This window comes from Litchfieldia alkalitelluris (assembly GCF_002153425.1).
In the GTDB taxonomy this organism is placed as follows: domain Bacteria; phylum Bacillota; class Bacilli; order Bacillales; family Salisediminibacteriaceae; genus Evansella; species Evansella alkalicola.
Map to the genome: position 1 here is coordinate 4,760,779 of NZ_KZ119600.1, position 18,156 is coordinate 4,778,934.

The following is an 18,156-nucleotide window of genomic DNA, read 5'->3' on the forward strand; positions in this document are numbered from 1 at the left end:
AGAGCATTAAGAATTTATTTTTTTCAATTTTCCTTGCTCTAAATAAACAAGTAAAACAGATACGTCAGCAGGATTTACACCTGAAACCCTTGATGCTTGTGCAACAGAAAGTGGCCTTACTTCTGCAAGCTTTTGTTTTGCCTCCATTGCTAACCCATTAATAGCCATGTAATCCAGATCTTCAGGAAGTTTTTTGTTCTCCATTTTTTTCATTTTTTGAACTTGATCCAGTTGTTTTGAGATATAGCCTTCATACTTAACATGGATTTCAACCTGCTCGGTTACATCACTGTCTAAATTTGTTTCTGGAGGAGCTATTTTTTCAATATGCTCATATTTAATTTCAGGCCTTTTTAAAAGCAAAGTTGCAGTTGCAGCCTCTTTTAATGGTGAGCCAATTTCTTCAAATAACTCTTTAGCTTCTGAAGGTTTAATCATTGTATTTTTTAAACGATTAATTTCAGTATCTATAGCTTCTTTCTTCTCTAAATACTTTTTATATCGTTCTTCAGATATTAAATTTATGTCATATCCAATATCTGTAAGTCTTAAATCAGCATTATCATGTCGTAAAAGTAAACGATATTCTGCTCTAGACGTGAGTAAACGATAAGGCTCATTTGTCCCTTTTGTAACTAAATCGTCAATTAAGACGCCTATATATGCTTCCGAACGATCAAGAATCACAGGTTCTTTGTTTTGAACCTTCCTTGCAGCATTAATTCCAGCAATTAATCCTTGGCCTGCAGCTTCTTCATAGCCACTTGTACCATTTATTTGACCAGCAGTGAAAAGCCCACTAATTTTTTTCGTTTCAAGAGAAGGCCACAACTGTGTCGGAACGATAGAATCGTACTCAATGGCATAGCCAGCACGCATCATTCTTACATTTTCCAAGCCAGGTATTGTGCTTAAAATTCGGTGTTGAACATCTTCTGGCATACTCGTAGATAACCCTTGAACATATACTTCTTGTGTATTGCGTCCCTCTGGCTCTAAAAAGATCTGGTGTCTAGGTTTATCATTAAATCTAACCACTTTATCTTCAATAGAAGGACAGTAACGAGGACCTGTTCCTTCAATAATACCTGAATACATTGGTGCGCGATCAAGGTTACTATTAATAATTTCATGTGTCTCATCATTTGTATAAGTCAACCAGCATGGAAGCTGATCTGTAATATACTTCGTTGTTTCATAAGAAAAAGCACGGGGAACGTCGTCACCTGGTTGTATTTCCGTTTTTGAATAATCGATCGTTTGGCTATTTACCCTTGGAGGTGTCCCTGTTTTAAAACGAACCATTTCAAATCCAAGATCCTTTAAATTGTAGGACAGGTTTACAGATGGTTGTTGATTATTTGGTCCACTCTCATAAGCTAAATCACCAAGTATAATTTTTCCTCTTAAGTATGTTCCCGTTGTGATGATTACTGCTTTCGCTTTATATTCAGTGCCCGTTTGAGTGACTACCCCTGTTACAGTATCACCTTCAACAACTAAACCCTCCACCATTCCTTGTCGTAACAATAGATTTTCCGTTTCTTCTATTGTTTTTTTCATTTCATGCTGATATAAAAACTTGTCTGCTTGAGCACGCAGCGCACGAACGGCGGGGCCTTTACCTGTATTAAGCATTCTCATTTGAATGTGTGTCTTATCAATATTTTTGGCCATTTCTCCACCAAGGGCATCAATTTCCCTAACAACGATTCCCTTTGCTGGTCCCCCTACTGAAGGGTTACACGGCATATATGCAATAGCATCTAGATTTAATGTCAGCATTAACGTCTTTGCACCCATTCGTGCAGAAGCTAGACCAGCTTCAACACCTGCGTGTCCTGCACCAATGACTATGACATCAAATTCTCCTCCTTGATAACTCAAATTACCTCTCCTCCTTTAATGAAGCTAGTTTCGGTTATTTTCCTAAACAAAATTGTGAAAACAATTGATCAATTAAGCTTTCATGGACGCTATCTCCAATTACTTCTCCTAATAGTTCCCACGCTTTTGTAATATCTATTTGAATGACATCAACAGGCATTCCCACTTCAATGGCCCCAAGTGCATCATTGACTGCAGTTTTAGCCTGATTTAGTAGAGAAATATGTCGAGAATTAGAGACATATGTTAAGTCCTCTGATTCCAATCCTCCACCAAAGAACAATTGCTTAATAGCTTCTTCAAGCTCATCAACCCCTTCATCCTTTAAAAGAGATGTAGTTACTATAGGTTGATCTATTGCTAATTCTTTTACAAGATTAAGATTGATCTTTTGTGGTAAATCTGTTTTATTAATGATGATAATTCGATCACGTCCATCACTAATTTGGAATAATTCTTCGTCTGCAGAAGTTAACTCCTCATTATTATTTAAGACTAGCAGAACTAACTCTGAATCTAAAACAACTTTTCTTGATCTCTCTACTCCTAGTTTTTCAACAATATCCTCTGTTTCTCGAATACCTGCTGTATCTAATAATCGGAGTGGAACTCCTCGGACATTAACATACTCTTCAATAACATCTCTTGTCGTTCCAGGAATATCAGTTACGATTGCTTTATTATCATGAACTAAACTGTTTAATAAGGATGATTTCCCGACATTAGGTCTTCCAATAATGACTGTAGACAACCCTTCACGTAATATTTTCCCTTGTTGTGCAGTTGCTAAAAGCTTATCTATTCCTTTATTTACTATTTCTGCTTTTTCCTTAAGAATTCCCAATGTCATTTCTTCCGCATCATATTCAGGATAATCTATATTCACTTCAACGTGAGCTACAGTTTCCAATAGCTCCTGTCGTAACTTTTGAATACGAATAGAGAGCTTTCCTTCAATTTGTGACATTGCTACATTCATTGCCTTATCCGTTTTGGCACGTATTAAATCCATTACACCTTCTGCCTGGGATAAATCAATTCTTCCATTTAAGAAAGCACGTTTTGTAAATTCTCCTGGCTCAGCTAATCTTGCTCCCTGTCCCAATACAAGCTGCAAAATTTTATTAACGGAAACTAATCCACCATGACAATTTATTTCAATCATATTTTCCTTTGTAAAGGTTCTTGGTGCTAGCAATACAGAAACCATCACTTCCTCAATAATATCTCCAGACATTGGATCTATGATGTGACCATAGTTAATAGTATGACTCTCTACCTCTGTTAGCTTCTTCTTACCTTTATATATGTTATCACCTATTTGAATTGCATCTTCACCACTCACCCTAATGATGGCAATTGCTCCCTCACCCATTGGAGTGGATATGGCCGCGATTGTATCCATTTCCATCTTCTACACCTCTATTACATTATAAAAATTGACAAAAATTATTAATAACTCTCCATCATTATAGAATATCATAAAGCCCTCTGATTACAAAGAATTCCTTCTTCATACAATATTGGCATTTATACTCTATCTCAATCAATTTATCACATGTTGATAACTTTTTAATGAAATTCCCCAATCTAAAACAAAAATGTTCTCTAATAATATCCCCATGTGGATAACTTATATAAAGGGTTGTTAAACATTGATTGTGGATATTTATTTTCCGCTCTTATGTCAAGCATCCTAGATTTATATGAATGCAGTTAGTTGAGCTAGGGTAAAATTCCCGTTCCTTGGAGAAGCCAACTAGCCCCTTTTAGATACAAAAAAAGTGTACCAAGGATAAATTACCCTCGATACACTTTCAAATTTGAAGATCAAGCTCTTAATATAATGTATGCTAGCTTTCATAGGTGACTGTATGAATTATTTAGGAGCTACGATAATACGGCGATTTGGTTCCTCACCATCGGAATAAGTCTTAACGCCCTTTACATTCTGCAAAGCAGTATGAATAATTTTACGTTCATGAGCATTCATTGGCTCTAAACGAACTTCTCTTTTTGTTCGAATAGCTTTACTAGATAAACGGGCAGCAAGGGTTTCTAACGCTTCTTTTCTTCTCTCTCTATACCCTTCTGCATCAAGATAGATCCGAACATAATTACTAGATTGACGGTTTGCAACGAGATTTACTAAATATTGTAAAGAGTCAAGTGTTTGTCCTCGTTTTCCAATTAAAACGCCAATATCGACCCCAGTAATATTTAGGAAAACTCCATCTTTTTTCTCTTCTTTATCTACGCTGGCTGAGATCCCCATTTTATCAATGGTATCCCTTAAAAATAAGATAGCTTCTTTCACTGGATCTGGTTTTAGCGTCACTTCTACTACTGCAGGTTTACCACCAAGTAACCCTAGAAAACCTTTTTGTGGCTCTTCCAGCACTGAAATAGTCACGTTGTCTTTTTCGGTACCAAGCTTCGATAATCCTAACTCAATGGCTTCATCCACCGTTTTTCCTGATACAGTCACTTTTCTCACTTGCCCTTCGCTCCCCCTGTACTAGGCTGTGGGTCTTTATCTTTCCCCACATTTGGCCCTGTAATAAAGTATGTTTGAACGATCATAAACAAGTTACCAATTACCCAATAAAGTGCCATAGCTGCTGGGAAGAATGCTGCAAAAGCCATGATCATTATCGGCATAATATACATCAACATGCGCATTTGTGGGTTATCCTGTACCATCATCATTTTTTGCTGAATAAATGTTGTTGCACCAGCAATTAATGGTAATAAGTAATATGGATCTGCTGCACCTAATTCAAACCATAAGAACATTTGCGGATCAAAATGACCATAAGCTTCTGGATCAATTCCAGGATTGATATATGGTGTTCTAATGATAGCATGATATAACGCAATTAGAATTGGCATTTGTACAAAAATTGGTAAACACCCTGCTAAAGGATTTACATTATGTTTTTGGAAAAGTGCCATTGTCTCTTGCTGTAGTTTTTGTTGCGTTTGCTGATCTTTAGCACTGTATTTTTCCTGTAGCTTTTTCATTTCTGGTTGTAATGCTTGCATTGCCTTCGTACTTTTAGTCTGTTTGATCATTAATGGTAGAATCAAGATTCTTAGTAAAATTGTAACAATAATGATCGCAATACCATAACTGTTATTAAATGTTTCAGCAATCGTCGTCATTAGCCAAGATAATGGATATACAAAGTAGGAATCCCAGATCCCTTCTCTTCCTTCAGTAATTGGCTCATTGACGTTAAAACAGCCTGTCATTATTAACATTAAACCTATAAGTAAAATAACTAATCCTATTTTTCTTTTTACTGACACACGCGGCCCTCCTAAATACAAATATATTTATATGATAAACGTCATTCATTGAATGACCGAAAAAACTATTTTTTACTCTTTACGCTCTGGAACTGGATCATGCCCTCCTGGATGAAAAGGATGACATTTCAAGATTCGAATAAAAGTTAAGAAAAAACCTTTAAATGCACCAAATCTTTGAATTGCTTCATATCCATAGTGTGAGCAGCTCGGATAAAATCGACATCGTGGTGGAGTATAACGTGAGATATAATTTTGATAGAAACGAATTGCTCCTAATAAAAGCCTTTTCATTTCCTCACCACCTCAAGCATTATTTTAAAAGTTTTCCTAGCTTGAAAACATGTTTCAGTGATTTATTTATGCTAAGCATGTCCATTTCTGTCACTGGCTTTCTTGCTATAAGTACAACGTCATATGATCCATTCAAACTAGGGATAAGTTCACGTAAACCTTCTCTCAATAATCGTTTGATTCGGTTTCTTATAACAGCATTTCCTAGTTTTTTACTTACTGATAGACCTATACGAATGTTTTTTTGATCAGTCTTTTTTAATTTATATACAACAAATTGTCGATTAGCAACAGATGATCCCCGTTGAAAAACAACTTGAAATTCTTCATTTTTTTTCAACCGGTTTTCTTTCTTCATCACTACACCCCGTAAACATATCAATGATTCTAATGAATCCAAGTATCATTATAAAGAATAATCCACTATATCTCCATCATTTTATGCAATCAAGTAAAATTACATAAATCATTACGAGTATAGCCTAAAAAAATACTAAATAAATCAGTAGGAACAAATATTATATAGTATATAAAGTTAAAAAAGTAATAGCTCTATTATCACGAAAAAAAAACCACTGAAAAGTCAGTGGTTAAATTAAGCAGATAATACTTTTCTGCCTTTACGTCGACGATTTGCTAAAACTCTTCTACCATTTTTAGTACTCATTCTAGCACGGAAACCGTGATTTTTTTTACGTTTACGATTATTTGGATTAAATGTTGGTTTACCCATTTATAACACCTCCTGCGGGAAATATCTAACGACAGTCTTGTAAATTATATGAAAGTCGTAATCCAATGTCAAGGTTTTCTCTGATATAAACAAGTTTTTCCTGTCTATTCAAATTTAACCTCTCATTATATTTACATTCATATTGCTCCCCTGGATACGGAAACAACTTTACGGTAATTGTACTCCCTTTTCGTAGGTAGCTGAACTCCTCGAGAAGTATCCAGTATCTCTCCTTGCTGCGTTGTATCTGTGGCCATACTATATGAATAACATCATTTAATTAAGCGTATTATAATCATTACCCTTCTCCAGAACAAATAATTCTTTACATATTTCCTTCATTTGTTTTCTTCAATTAAATCATGCACGATTCTTCTTCGTTTGTCATACTTCAAAATTTTCGTAATCGAATCAACGTCTCGTCTTTAATTTAAGTAAGCTGGAAACTTAAATTCTCATGTCGATCTGAACTCATCTCCAGCTACTAAATAGTATTTACAAAACATACAAAAATAATTTTTTATTATCGCTTCCTCATTTTGTGGACAACTTTCAACAATTTTTTCACATGTTAACAGACATTTCGACATATTATACACAGTATCTTGTGTTGTGGAAAACATTTAAACACAACAGGTTGAATCTTGTGGATAACTTGTCCTAAACGTTGCTAACACTGTTTTTATTTGATATCATATTCTTGTTTTTTCTAGTGGAAAACTTGTGTTACAATAGAAACTATCCACAACTGTTAGTAACTATGTGGATAGTTATTCTCACTATATGGACAAGCTTTTCCACAGAGCTGTGGAAAATGTTTATGATTATTTTTCTTCTTTATTATATATTTTTCCACAATTATCGAGTAGAATATATATTCACCCATATACAAAGCACTTGTACAATACTTATACAAAACGGATTTTGTTTTAGAAATTCGTTTATCTGTTATGGAACAATTCCTTGATAAAGGAGGGAAAGGGTTTTGGAAAACCTAAATGATCTATGGGATCAGGTACTAAAATTAATTCAAGGTAAAGTTAGTAAGCCTAGCTTTGATACTTGGTTTAAATTTACGAAAGCTGACTCCATTGACCAAAGCACTAATACAATTACTGTCATCGCACCTAATGAATTTGCTAGGGATTGGTTGGAAAATAGATATTTTGCAATCATCACAGAAACGTTAAATGAATTAACTGGTGCTGAACTAGAAGCAAGATTTGTTTTACCAAAAGAAGAAAAAAATGACGATCTTGAATTACTTGATAAAGTCAAACCACCAATCAAACAAACTGTCCAATCAAACGGCGATACACCAAAAAGTATGTTAAATCCTAAATACACTTTTGATACCTTCGTTATAGGTAGTGGAAACCGTTTTGCACATGCTGCTTCCCTTGCAGTTGCTGAAGCGCCAGCTAAAGCTTACAATCCTTTATTTATATATGGGGGCGTCGGTCTTGGTAAGACTCACTTAATGCATGCTATTGGCCATTATGTTATTGATCATAATCCAAGTGCTAAAGTAGTTTATTTGTCGTCTGAAAAATTCACAAATGAATTTATAAATTCTATTAGGGATAATAAAGCCGTTAATTTTAGAAATAAATACCGTAATGTTGATGTCTTATTAATAGACGATATTCAGTTCCTTGCTGGAAAAGAACAAACACAAGAAGAATTTTTCCATACGTTTAATGCATTACATGAGGAACGTAAACAAATCGTTATTTCTAGTGACCGTCCCCCAAAGGAAATTCCAACCTTAGAGGACAGGCTTCGTTCACGTTTTGAATGGGGATTAATTACAGATATTACTCCACCAGATTTAGAGACGCGAATCGCAATTTTACGTAAAAAAGCTAAAGCAGAAAACCTAGATATACCGAATGAAGTTATGCTATATATTGCTAATCAAATAGACACTAATATACGTGAATTAGAAGGAGCACTTATTCGGGTTGTTGCGTACTCTTCGCTAATAAACCAGGATATGAATGCAGATTTAGCAGCAGTGGCTCTTAAAGATATTATTCCTAATTCCAAACCTAAAGTGATTACAATTCCAGATATTCAAAAAACGGTTGCAGAAGCTTTCAATATTAGAGTTGATGAATTAAAAGCGAAAAAGCGGACAAAGACCGTGGCTTACCCTAGGCAGATTGCTATGTACTTATCCCGCGAACTAACTGATAATTCACTACCTAAAATAGGAAATGAGTTTGGTGGTCGGGATCATACGACAGTCATTCATGCTCATGAGAAAATTTCTAGATTGTTTACATCGGATATGGAGCTTCAACGACAAATTCAAGAAATCAAAGAGCAATTGAAATCATAACTTTACGCTTGTTAACAATGTGCATAACTGTTACGTAGTTACCAACACTTTTTCCACATGTGGAAAACTATGCTAGACATTCAATTTTTGCACTTATCAACATGTTAACAGCCCTTATTACTATTACTTCTATAAATTTATTAAATAAAAATAATAATATTCTTTAAAACTTAGATTTTTTTTAATGCAAAATATAGGCATAGAAAGTGAGGAAGGAAAATGAAGTTTACAATCCATCGTGATCATTTCGTCCAAAGTGTTCAACATGTTTCAAAAGCAATATCACCTAGAACGACGATTCCTGCTTTAACAGGTATTAAAATAGTTGCCTCTGATGAAGGTGTTACATTAACTGGTAGTGATTCAGATATTTCAATTGAGGCTTTTATTCCTAAAGAAGATGAAGAATTACAATTAGTTGAAATCATAGAAGAAGGAAGTATTGTATTACAAGCTAGATTTTTTGCTGATATCGTTAAGAAGCTTCCTGAAAATACAATTGAAATAACTGTATCTGATAACTATTTAACTACTTTAAAATCTGGTTCTTCGGAGTTTAATTTAAACGGTTTAGATCCAGAAGAATATCCAAGGCTTCCTGAAATTGAAGAAAATAATATCTTTAAAGTTCCTACAGATTTATTAAAAAATATAATTCGTCAAACTGTATTTGCAGTTTCTACTGTAGAGACAAGGCCGATTTTAACTGGAGTCCATTGGACGCTTGAAGATGGTTTATTAGCATGTACAGCAACGGACAGTCATCGTTTGGCGATGCGACATGCTAAAGTAGAAACTAATTCTGGTGAGTTAGAATTTTCAAATGTAGTAATCCCTGGTAAAAGTCTTAATGAATTAAATAAAATTTTAGATGAAAAAGACGAATGGGTTGAAATTATCGTTACAGATAATCAAATTTTATTTAAGGGGAAAAACATTCTATTTTTCTCAAGACTATTAGACGGGAACTATCCAGCTACAAAAAATATGATACCCACTCATTCCAAAACTAGTGTTACTTTAGATACTAAAAAGCTTACTCAAGCAATCGAACGTGCCCTACTTCTATCAAGAGATGGGAAAAATAATGTTGTAAACTTAAAAGCTATGGAAAGTGGAGAAATGGAAATTACTTCTGTAACACCAGAGGTTGGTAAGGTTACTGAGGAATTAGATACGATTAATTACACTGGTGAAGAATTACGCATTTCTTTTAACGGTAAAAACATTATTGATGCTTTGAAAGTAATTGATTCTACAGAAGTAACAATTGATTTCACTGGTGCCATGAGTCCTTTTGTCATGAAACCAACGGAACATGATAATATGCTTCATCTTTTCTCACCTGTAAGAACATACTAGTTAAAATATTTATTACTTATGGATTTTTTCTTCAAACATCATGATTAAAACAAAAAAATGATTTTTAATAGCTGCCGATCGCTCGGTAGCTTTCTCTTTTTCACGTTTTAAAATATGAATTGGCGTTCTTTCGATTATTTTAGTACAATATATATTAGGGTTTTTTGCGTTCTGTTAAGAAATGTCTTATCTGTATAGACAGATTGATTAGAAAGATGGTGACCTATTTTGGAACAAACGCTGCGAATTAAAGAAGAATACATCACATTAGGCCAAGTTTTAAAGGAAGTTGGTCTTATAGGTACAGGTGGAGCTGCAAAGTGGTTTTTACAAGAAAATCCAGTCTTGATAAATGAGACAGAAGAAAACCGTCGCGGTAAAAAACTTTACCCAGGAGACAGAATTGATATCGAAGACTTTGGAACTGTGTTTATTGAAGAGGGATAGACTTGTATATTAATCAAATTACCTTAAAAGACTATCGGAACTATGACCAATTGGATTTAACATTTGAAAACAAGGTTAATGTGATCATTGGAGAAAATGCTCAGGGAAAAACTAATCTCATGGAGGCTGTTTATGTTTTAGCTATGGCTAAATCTCATCGAACACCTAGGGATAAGGAGTTAATTCGCTGGGATCAGCCGTTTGCAAAAATAGAAGGTAACCTTCATAACCGTAATGGACCACTCCAGATGGAAGTGGTGTTTTCTAATAAAGGCAAGAAAGTAAGAATAAATAGAATCGAAAAGAAGCGGTTAAGTGATTATATTGGTACATGCAATATCGTAATGTTCGCCCCAGAAGACCTCAATCTAGTTAAAGGAAGTCCACAAGTAAGACGTCGGTTTTTAGATATGGAAATGGGGCAAATACATCCTGTATATTTATACCACTTATCGCAATATCATAAAGTTTTAAAGCAACGAAATCAGTGGTTAAAGGATGTCCAGCAGCGTAAACAAAAACCAGATAATACGATGTTGGACGTGATTACAGACCAACTCATTACATCAGCAGTTTCAGTGATAGAAAAAAGATTTTCTTTTATTAGAAAACTAGAGAAATGGGCAAAACCTATTCACAATGAAATTAGTCGTGGTAGTGAGGTTTTAAGTATTAAGTATATTCCATCAATTAACGTATCAGAAGACATGGATTTGTCGACAATGAGAGTAAAGATAGAGGAAGATTTTCATCGATTAAGAGAAAAAGAACTGATCAGAGGAACAACAATCGTAGGACCACACCGAGATGATCTTCAATTTCTCGTTAATGATCGTGATATTCAAACTTATGGCTCACAAGGCCAGCAAAGAACGACTGCATTATCCTTAAAGTTAGCTGAAATAGAACTAATCCATGAGAAGGTTGGGGAATATCCAATTCTATTATTAGATGACGTCTTATCAGAATTGGATGACTACCGACAATCTCATTTACTAAATACAATTCAAGGAAAAGTACAGACTTTTGTAACTACTACTAGTGTTGAAGGAATACATCATCAAACTTTACAAGAAGCACAGATGTACATTGTCAGAAATGGCAGTATCGAAGTGAAAAGGTGAGGTGGCGTTAAATGTTTATTCATCTTGGTGGAGATATTGTAATTAGATCAAACAAGATCATTGCGATATTAGATTTTCAATCCAATGGATCACAAGATAATCAATCTTTTCTCATTGAACAAAAAAGAGGTAATAATACGATCTCAATAACGGAAGATACACCAAAATCAGTTGTTGTTACTGATGAAAATATTTATTTATCTCCTATATCGTCACACACATTAAAACGAAGATCAGAAACAGTTACAGTACTAGAAGAAGAGGATTATAATTAGTGACTAAAAATCCTTGAAATATATTTATAGACTAATTTAATTTAGTGATTTGCATTAGATAGATACATTTATTTATCAACGAAAAGCGTAGGTGAAGAAATTGACAATCGAACAGCATTCTTACGATGAAAGTCAAATACAGGTTTTAGAAGGATTAGAAGCAGTACGAAAGCGACCTGGTATGTATATTGGGTCCACTAGTTCAAGAGGGTTACACCATTTAGTTTGGGAAATTGTTGATAACAGTATTGATGAGGCAATGGGTGGCTATTGTGATACGATCAAAGTCACTATTGAAGAAGACAATAGCATCACTGTTGAAGATAACGGACGAGGTATTCCAGTTGGTATTCATGAAAAAATGGGACGTCCAGCTGTGGAAGTTATTATGACAGTTTTACACGCAGGCGGTAAATTTGGTGGCGGTGGTTATAAGGTTTCTGGAGGACTCCATGGTGTGGGTGCTTCCGTAGTTAACGCACTGTCTACACATCTAGAAGTTAACGTTCATCTAGATGGGAAAATTCATAACATTAAATTTGAAAGAGGCGTCCCTGTTCAAGACTTAAAAGTAGTTGGAGAAACAGAGAAACAAGGAACAATTATCAAATTTAAGCCTGACGGAGAGATCTTTACTGAAACGACCGTATTTGAGTATGATATTCTAGCAAATCGTCTACGAGAGTTAGCTTTCTTAAATCGAGGACTACGTATCTTTATTGCAGATAAGCGCCCAGACGGAAAAAGTGCAGAGTACTATTATGAGGGCGGTATTTCCTCATTCGTAGAGCATTTAAACCGTACAAAAGAGCCTTTACATGAACCACCTGTATTTATTGAGAGTGAGCGTGAAGGATTATCTGTAGAAGTAGCGATGCAGTATAATGATGGCTTTGCAAGCGCCATATATTCATTTGCGAACAATATTAACACCCACGAAGGTGGAACACACGAATCTGGTTTTAAAACAGCTTTAACAAGGGTTATTAATGACTATGCTCGTAAAAACAGTCTTTTTAAAGAGTCGGATCCAAACTTAATTGGTGATGATGTCCGTGAAGGGCTAACTGCTATTATTTCCGTTAAGATCCCTGATCCACAGTTTGAGGGTCAGACGAAAACGAAGTTAGGAAATAGTGAAGCAAGAACGATTACAGATTCATTGTTTTCTGAACATATGGCCAAATATATGGCAGAAAACCCTAATGTTGCGAGAAAAATAGTAGAAAAAGGAATTATGGCATCAAGAGCAAGGGATGCTGCGAAAAAGGCGCGAGAACTTACAAGACGTAAATCTGCACTTGAAGTGAGTTCATTACCTGGTAAACTTGCTGACTGTTCTACCAAAGATGCATCTATTAGTGAGTTGTATATCGTTGAGGGTGATTCAGCCGGTGGGTCAGCAAAACAAGGACGTGACCGCCATTTCCAAGCGATTCTACCATTACGAGGAAAAATTATAAATGTTGAGAAATCTAGGTTAGATAAAATTTTATCTAACAATGAAATAAGGGCTATCATTACTGCATTAGGAACAGGGATTGGTGGAGATTTTGATATAAGTAAAGCAAGATACCATAAATCTATTATCATGACTGATGCAGACGTAGACGGTGCACATATTAGAACTTTATTATTAACCTTCTTTTATCGTTATATGCGCCCACTCATTGAAGAAGGATATGTCTATATCGCACAGCCACCTTTATATAAAGTACAACAAGGTAAGACAATACACTATGCTTATAATGACAAAGAGATGGATCGCATCATGAGTGAGCTTTCTCAAAATCCAAAGCCAGGTGTACAGCGATATAAAGGATTGGGAGAGATGAACCCAACGCAGCTTTGGGAAACAACGATGGACCCAGGGACGAGAACTTTGTTACAGGTAACGTTAGAAGATGCCATGATTGCTGATGAAACGTTTGAAACATTAATGGGTGATAAGGTTGAACCACGTCGTGACTTTATCCAAGAAAACGCCCAATATGTTAAAAATCTAGATATATAAATAGATAAGTGTTTTGGTTTGGAAATTGTGAACGGAGGTACACAGAATGTCTGAGCACGATCAATCAAAAGTGAAAGAAATTAATATAAGTCAGGAAATGAAAACATCGTTTATGGATTACGCCATGAGTGTAATTGTCAGCCGTGCATTACCTGATGTCCGTGATGGATTAAAACCAGTACACAGAAGAATATTATTTGCCATGAATGAACTAGGTATTACAGCAGACAAAGCATATAAAAAGTCTGCTCGTATCGTTGGTGAAGTAATTGGTAAATATCACCCCCATGGTGATTCAGCTGTGTATGAAACAATGGTTCGTATGGCACAGGATTTCAGCTATCGTTATATGCTAGTAAATGGGCATGGAAACTTTGGTTCCGTTGATGGAGACTCGGCTGCTGCGATGCGTTATACGGAAGCGAAAATGTCAAAAATTTCAATGGAATTAGTTCGTGATATTAATAAAGACACGATTGACTACCAAGAAAACTATGACGGTTCTGAATCAGAACCAGTTGTACTTCCGGCTCGATTTCCTAACCTATTAGTTAATGGAACATCTGGGATTGCAGTTGGAATGGCTACGAATATTCCACCTCACCATCTTGGAGAAGTAATTGAAGGTGTTCTAGAGTTAAGTAAAAACCCAGACTTAACAATTGCTGAACTAATGGAATATATACCTGGTCCTGACTTCCCAACAGCAGCGGAGATTGTCGGAATTTCAGGAATTAGAAGAGCATATGAAACTGGGAAAGGCTCTATCACTATTCGTGCTAAAGCTGAAATAGAAGATCATAACGGTAAGCCTTGGATTATCGTGAATGAGATTCCATATCAGGTCAATAAGGCAAGATTAATTGAAAAAATAGCAGAGTTAGTTCGTGATAAGAAGATAGATGGTATTACGGATTTACGTGACGAGTCTGACCGTAACGGAATGCGGATCGTTATTGAATTACGTCGAGATGTAAATGCTAATGTTTTACTAAACAATCTCTACAAACAGACTGCTTTGCAGACAAGTTTTGGGATTAATATGTTAGCCTTAGTAAATGGACATCCTAAGGTTCTAAACTTAAAAGAAGTTTTATATCACTATTTAGAGCATCAAAAAGTAGTAATTCGCCGTAGAACTGCATTTGAATTGAAAAAGGCTGAAGCAAGAGCCCATATTCTAGAAGGTTTGCGAATCGCATTAGACCATATCGATGAAATTATTGCATTAATCCGTGGTTCACAAACAACGGAGATTGCTAGGAACGGTTTGATTGAACAGTTTAATCTGAGTCATGATCAAGCTCAAGCAATTCTCGATATGCGTTTACAAAGGTTAACAGGATTAGAAAGAGATAAAATTGAAGAAGAATATCAAGAATTAATAGCCAAGATTGCTGAGTTAAAAGCGATTCTAGCTGATGAAGAAAAGGTTCTTGAAATCATCAGAGAAGAATTAATTGAGATTCGTGATAGATTTAATGATGAGCGAAGAACAACGATTTCTGTCGGTGAAGATAGTTTAGAGGATGAAGATCTTATTCCACGTCAAAATGTGGTTATTACCTTGTCCCATAACGGCTATATTAAACGAATTCCATTATCGACTTATCGTAGTCAAAAACGTGGAGGTCGTGGTGTACAAGGAATGGGAACCCACGATGATGACTTTGTAAGACATCTATTTATTACAAATTCTCATCATCATCTTCTATTCTTCACTAATAAAGGGAAAGTATATCGACTTAAAGGATATGAAATTCCTGCTTTAAGCCGTACTGCAAAAGGTATTCCAATTATCAATTTACTGCAAATTGATAAAGACGAATATGTAAGTACAGTTATTCCAGTAGAATCCTTTGATGAAGGTAAATATGTATTCTTCATGACTAAATATGGCGTGGTTAAACGTACCAATCTTCCGGCATTTGGAAATATTAGAAGAGGTGGCCTATTTGCCATTAATTTACGTGAAGATGATGAACTTCATGGTGTGCGTCTTACAGATGGTGAAAAAGAGATTATCGTTGGAACAAGAAAAGGTATGTCCATACGATTTGAGGAGACAGACGTACGAATTATGGGAAGAACGGCAGCTGGTGTTAAAGGTGTAACTCTCCAAGAAGAAGACCAAGTAGTTGGAATGGATGTTATTGAAGAAGGACAAGATGTCTTGATTGTAACGGACAAAGGCTTTGGTAAGCGTACGCCTATTGAAGATTACCGTGTTCAGACTCGAGGAGGAAAAGGAATTAAAACATGTAATATCACCGATAAAAATGGTGACTTAGTTTCCTTGAAAGTAGTTTCTGAAGAGCACGATTTAATGATCATCACAACTTCTGGGGTTATTATTAGAATGCATGTTCAAGAAATCTCTCAAACAGGACGTAATACACAAGGGGTAAGACTTATCCGTGTAGCGGAAGATGAGCATGTATCCACCGTGGCAAGAGTCAATATAGATGATGATGAAGAAGAACTGAATGTTTCAGAAGACGAAACTACAGAATTAGATGATGTAACCAATGTGGAGGGAGATCAACCAGTTTTAGAAAATGATGAATCCGATCACGTTGAACCTGATAATGATGTAGAAAAATTAGATGAAGATGATTCTTCAACTACAGATGAATAGTTAATAAGATAATATATATTAAAGCCAGGGTTGCAATCTTTCATGCAATCCTGGTTTTTTAAAAGGTTACCGTGAAAATAGATTTATTTTATTGAATTTGATGCAGGCAGGATACTTGCTTCCCGCGGGCAATGAAATATAGATAATGAATTTATTAAAGCTAAACAGAGTCTTAACTTTCTCTTTATTCTGATGTTTTTTGTTTGAGCTGCAGTATGTTTTCTATGTAACTAATGCATATGTACTAATGTTAAATAGGTATATTTTTCTATTCCCCATGATGGTAGGTAGATATGCTGTGTAAAATATAATACAAAAAGACTATTATGAATTAATACTTTTTTCAAATGTCCGATATTAATAGAGGTTAATTTATTTTTATACTACTTATTATACTTTTCTATCCAATAGTTTTACATAAATGAAAGGTTGTGGCTTACTATGATGGTAAATACCTATCATCTAATACCAGGGTGCATTATAAAAGACGATATATATAAATCAACCAATTCTCCATTAATACGTAAAAATACAGTTGTTACAAAAGAGATCTTAGACGTGTTACATATATTTATGATACCTTCAGTTAATGTGGAAGCTACTCTTGAAAATGGTTCTTTATTTAAACCGAAAGAGGTTAAGTCAGATAACGAGCATCTAATTACACAAACAAATTACAGACCAGAACGAAGTACTTTTATAGATCAATATTTAACTAGTGTGAAACAATATAAAAGGTTATTTAAGCAATGGCAAGGTGGTAGTAAAGTAGAAGCTTACACGATTAGAAGTATATTCCTCCCATTATATAAGCATACACCTACTAAAAAGGAACTGATGCAACTTCATACTCTTGGAACAAAAGCAGATTATATTTATTTTCATTCTGTGGCAGTAAGTGTTTATAGTTTTATGTTAGGAAAGAAACTTAATCTAAAGAATGGAGAGATTATTCAATTAGGTCTTTCTGCTTTATTAGCTGATTGTGGTATGGCTAAAGTTCCGTTTAATGTGTTTGAAAAACCTAGTCCACTTTCTGTAGAACAATATAAAGAAGTAAAAAAACACCCATTACAAGGTTATAGAATGTTAGAGAATATTCCTGGGTTTTCGAAAGCTGCCCTATTAGGGGTTTTACAACACCATGAACGTGAAGATGGTAGTGGGTACCCAATAAAATTAAAAGGTGACAAAATCCACACGTATGCGAAAATAATTGCAATTTGTGACATTTACCATGCTATGATTTCTGAGAGATTATATTGTAAGAAGAAATCACCATACAAAGTAATGGAAGATTTACTTAAGAGTCACTTCGGTAAAATTGATCATGTGATATTAAACAAATTTTTAAATATGGTTGTGGATTTATCTATAGGTAAAAAAGTACGTTTAAATAATGGTGCTATTGGGGAAATTATCTTTGTAGAAGAAATAGAACCACTAAGACCAATGGTGAAATTGGAGGATGAGAACCTATTATCATTAAAGAGTCATCCAGAGTTTTATATAGATAGTATCGTATAAGAATGGACAAGCATAAACTTTTTAAATAATTATATATATAAAGTTTTAAAATACTATTGCAAAATAGAATTGATCTGTGGTATATTATTTATTGTCGCTAAAACAAGCGATTACGAAAACATGTTTTATTAAATATCTGTAAAATAACTTTTAAAACTTTTTTTAAAAAAGTTATTGACATTCAACTAGAATATTTGGT

At 34.8% G+C, this 18,156-nt stretch carries 15 protein-coding genes; 8 read left to right on the forward strand and 7 right to left on the reverse strand.

Annotated features, from left to right (window positions below):
* Window positions 1-6: 6 nt before the first annotated feature.
* From mnmG to rpmH, 7 genes are all read right to left on the reverse strand, one after another.
* Window positions 7-1,887 carry a tRNA uridine-5-carboxymethylaminomethyl(34) synthesis enzyme MnmG gene (gene mnmG / locus BW724_RS22480; protein WP_088077371.1) on the reverse strand — a complete coding sequence of 627 codons (1,881 nt, stop codon included), beginning with the start codon at window positions 1,885-1,887 and terminating at the stop codon, window positions 7-9.
* A 34-nt stretch (window positions 1,888-1,921) separates the two neighbouring features.
* The gene (mnmE, locus tag BW724_RS22485; protein ID WP_088077373.1) at window positions 1,922-3,298 is read right to left on the reverse strand and encodes a tRNA uridine-5-carboxymethylaminomethyl(34) synthesis GTPase MnmE; all 1,377 of its coding nucleotides are present in this window, start codon (window positions 3,296-3,298) and stop codon (window positions 1,922-1,924) included.
* 468 nt (window positions 3,299-3,766) lie between these two features.
* Window positions 3,767-4,384, reverse strand: coding sequence for an RNA-binding cell elongation regulator Jag/EloR (gene jag / locus BW724_RS22490; RefSeq protein WP_088077375.1), 618 nt, complete (start codon window positions 4,382-4,384; stop codon window positions 3,767-3,769).
* A complete protein-coding gene (gene spoIIIJ, locus BW724_RS22495) occupies window positions 4,381-5,199 on the reverse strand; it encodes a YidC family membrane integrase SpoIIIJ (RefSeq protein ID WP_268876167.1) in 819 nt (272 codons plus the stop codon). Before spoIIIJ ends, jag begins: the two co-directional genes overlap by 4 nt.
* A gap of 72 nt (window positions 5,200-5,271) precedes the next feature.
* Entirely contained in the window at window positions 5,272-5,493 is a 222-nt protein-coding gene (yidD, locus tag BW724_RS22500) for a membrane protein insertion efficiency factor YidD (protein ID WP_088077377.1), read from the reverse strand.
* Window positions 5,494-5,512: 19 nt separating this feature from the next.
* Entirely contained in the window at window positions 5,513-5,851 is a 339-nt protein-coding gene (gene rnpA / locus BW724_RS22505) for a ribonuclease P protein component (RefSeq protein WP_088077379.1), read from the reverse strand.
* A 237-nt stretch (window positions 5,852-6,088) separates the two neighbouring features.
* Window positions 6,089-6,226, reverse strand: a complete 138-nt coding sequence (gene rpmH, locus BW724_RS22510; RefSeq protein WP_088077381.1) for a 50S ribosomal protein L34 — start codon at window positions 6,224-6,226, stop codon at window positions 6,089-6,091.
* Between the two features lie 985 nt (window positions 6,227-7,211).
* Between rpmH and dnaA the strand changes: the two genes are divergently transcribed.
* From dnaA to BW724_RS22550, 8 genes are all read left to right on the forward strand, one after another.
* A complete protein-coding gene (gene dnaA / locus BW724_RS22515) occupies window positions 7,212-8,570 on the forward strand; it encodes a chromosomal replication initiator protein DnaA (protein WP_088077383.1) in 1,359 nt (452 codons plus the stop codon).
* A 219-nt stretch (window positions 8,571-8,789) separates the two neighbouring features.
* Entirely contained in the window at window positions 8,790-9,932 is a 1,143-nt protein-coding gene (gene dnaN / locus BW724_RS22520) for a DNA polymerase III subunit beta (protein WP_088077385.1), read from the forward strand.
* Between the two features lie 228 nt (window positions 9,933-10,160).
* Window positions 10,161-10,379, forward strand: coding sequence for a S4 domain-containing protein YaaA (yaaA, locus tag BW724_RS22525; RefSeq protein WP_088077386.1), 219 nt, complete (start codon window positions 10,161-10,163; stop codon window positions 10,377-10,379).
* 2 nt (window positions 10,380-10,381) lie between these two features.
* Window positions 10,382-11,503 carry a DNA replication/repair protein RecF gene (gene recF, locus BW724_RS22530; RefSeq protein WP_088077388.1) on the forward strand — a complete coding sequence of 374 codons (1,122 nt, stop codon included), beginning with the start codon at window positions 10,382-10,384 and terminating at the stop codon, window positions 11,501-11,503.
* Between the two features lie 11 nt (window positions 11,504-11,514).
* Window positions 11,515-11,778: an extracellular matrix regulator RemB gene (remB, locus tag BW724_RS22535; protein ID WP_088077390.1), complete on the forward strand. Its 264-nt coding sequence runs from the start codon at window positions 11,515-11,517 to the stop codon at window positions 11,776-11,778.
* 100 nt (window positions 11,779-11,878) lie between these two features.
* On the forward strand, window positions 11,879-13,792 hold the full coding sequence (gyrB, locus tag BW724_RS22540; RefSeq protein ID WP_176371536.1) for a DNA topoisomerase (ATP-hydrolyzing) subunit B: 1,914 nt from the start codon (window positions 11,879-11,881) through the stop codon (window positions 13,790-13,792).
* 46 nt (window positions 13,793-13,838) lie between these two features.
* Entirely contained in the window at window positions 13,839-16,430 is a 2,592-nt protein-coding gene (gene gyrA, locus BW724_RS22545) for a DNA gyrase subunit A (protein ID WP_088077394.1), read from the forward strand.
* A gap of 441 nt (window positions 16,431-16,871) precedes the next feature.
* Window positions 16,872-17,957, forward strand: coding sequence for an HD-GYP domain-containing protein (locus tag BW724_RS22550; RefSeq protein WP_088077396.1), 1,086 nt, complete (start codon window positions 16,872-16,874; stop codon window positions 17,955-17,957).
* Window positions 17,958-18,156: the final 199 nt, after the last annotated feature.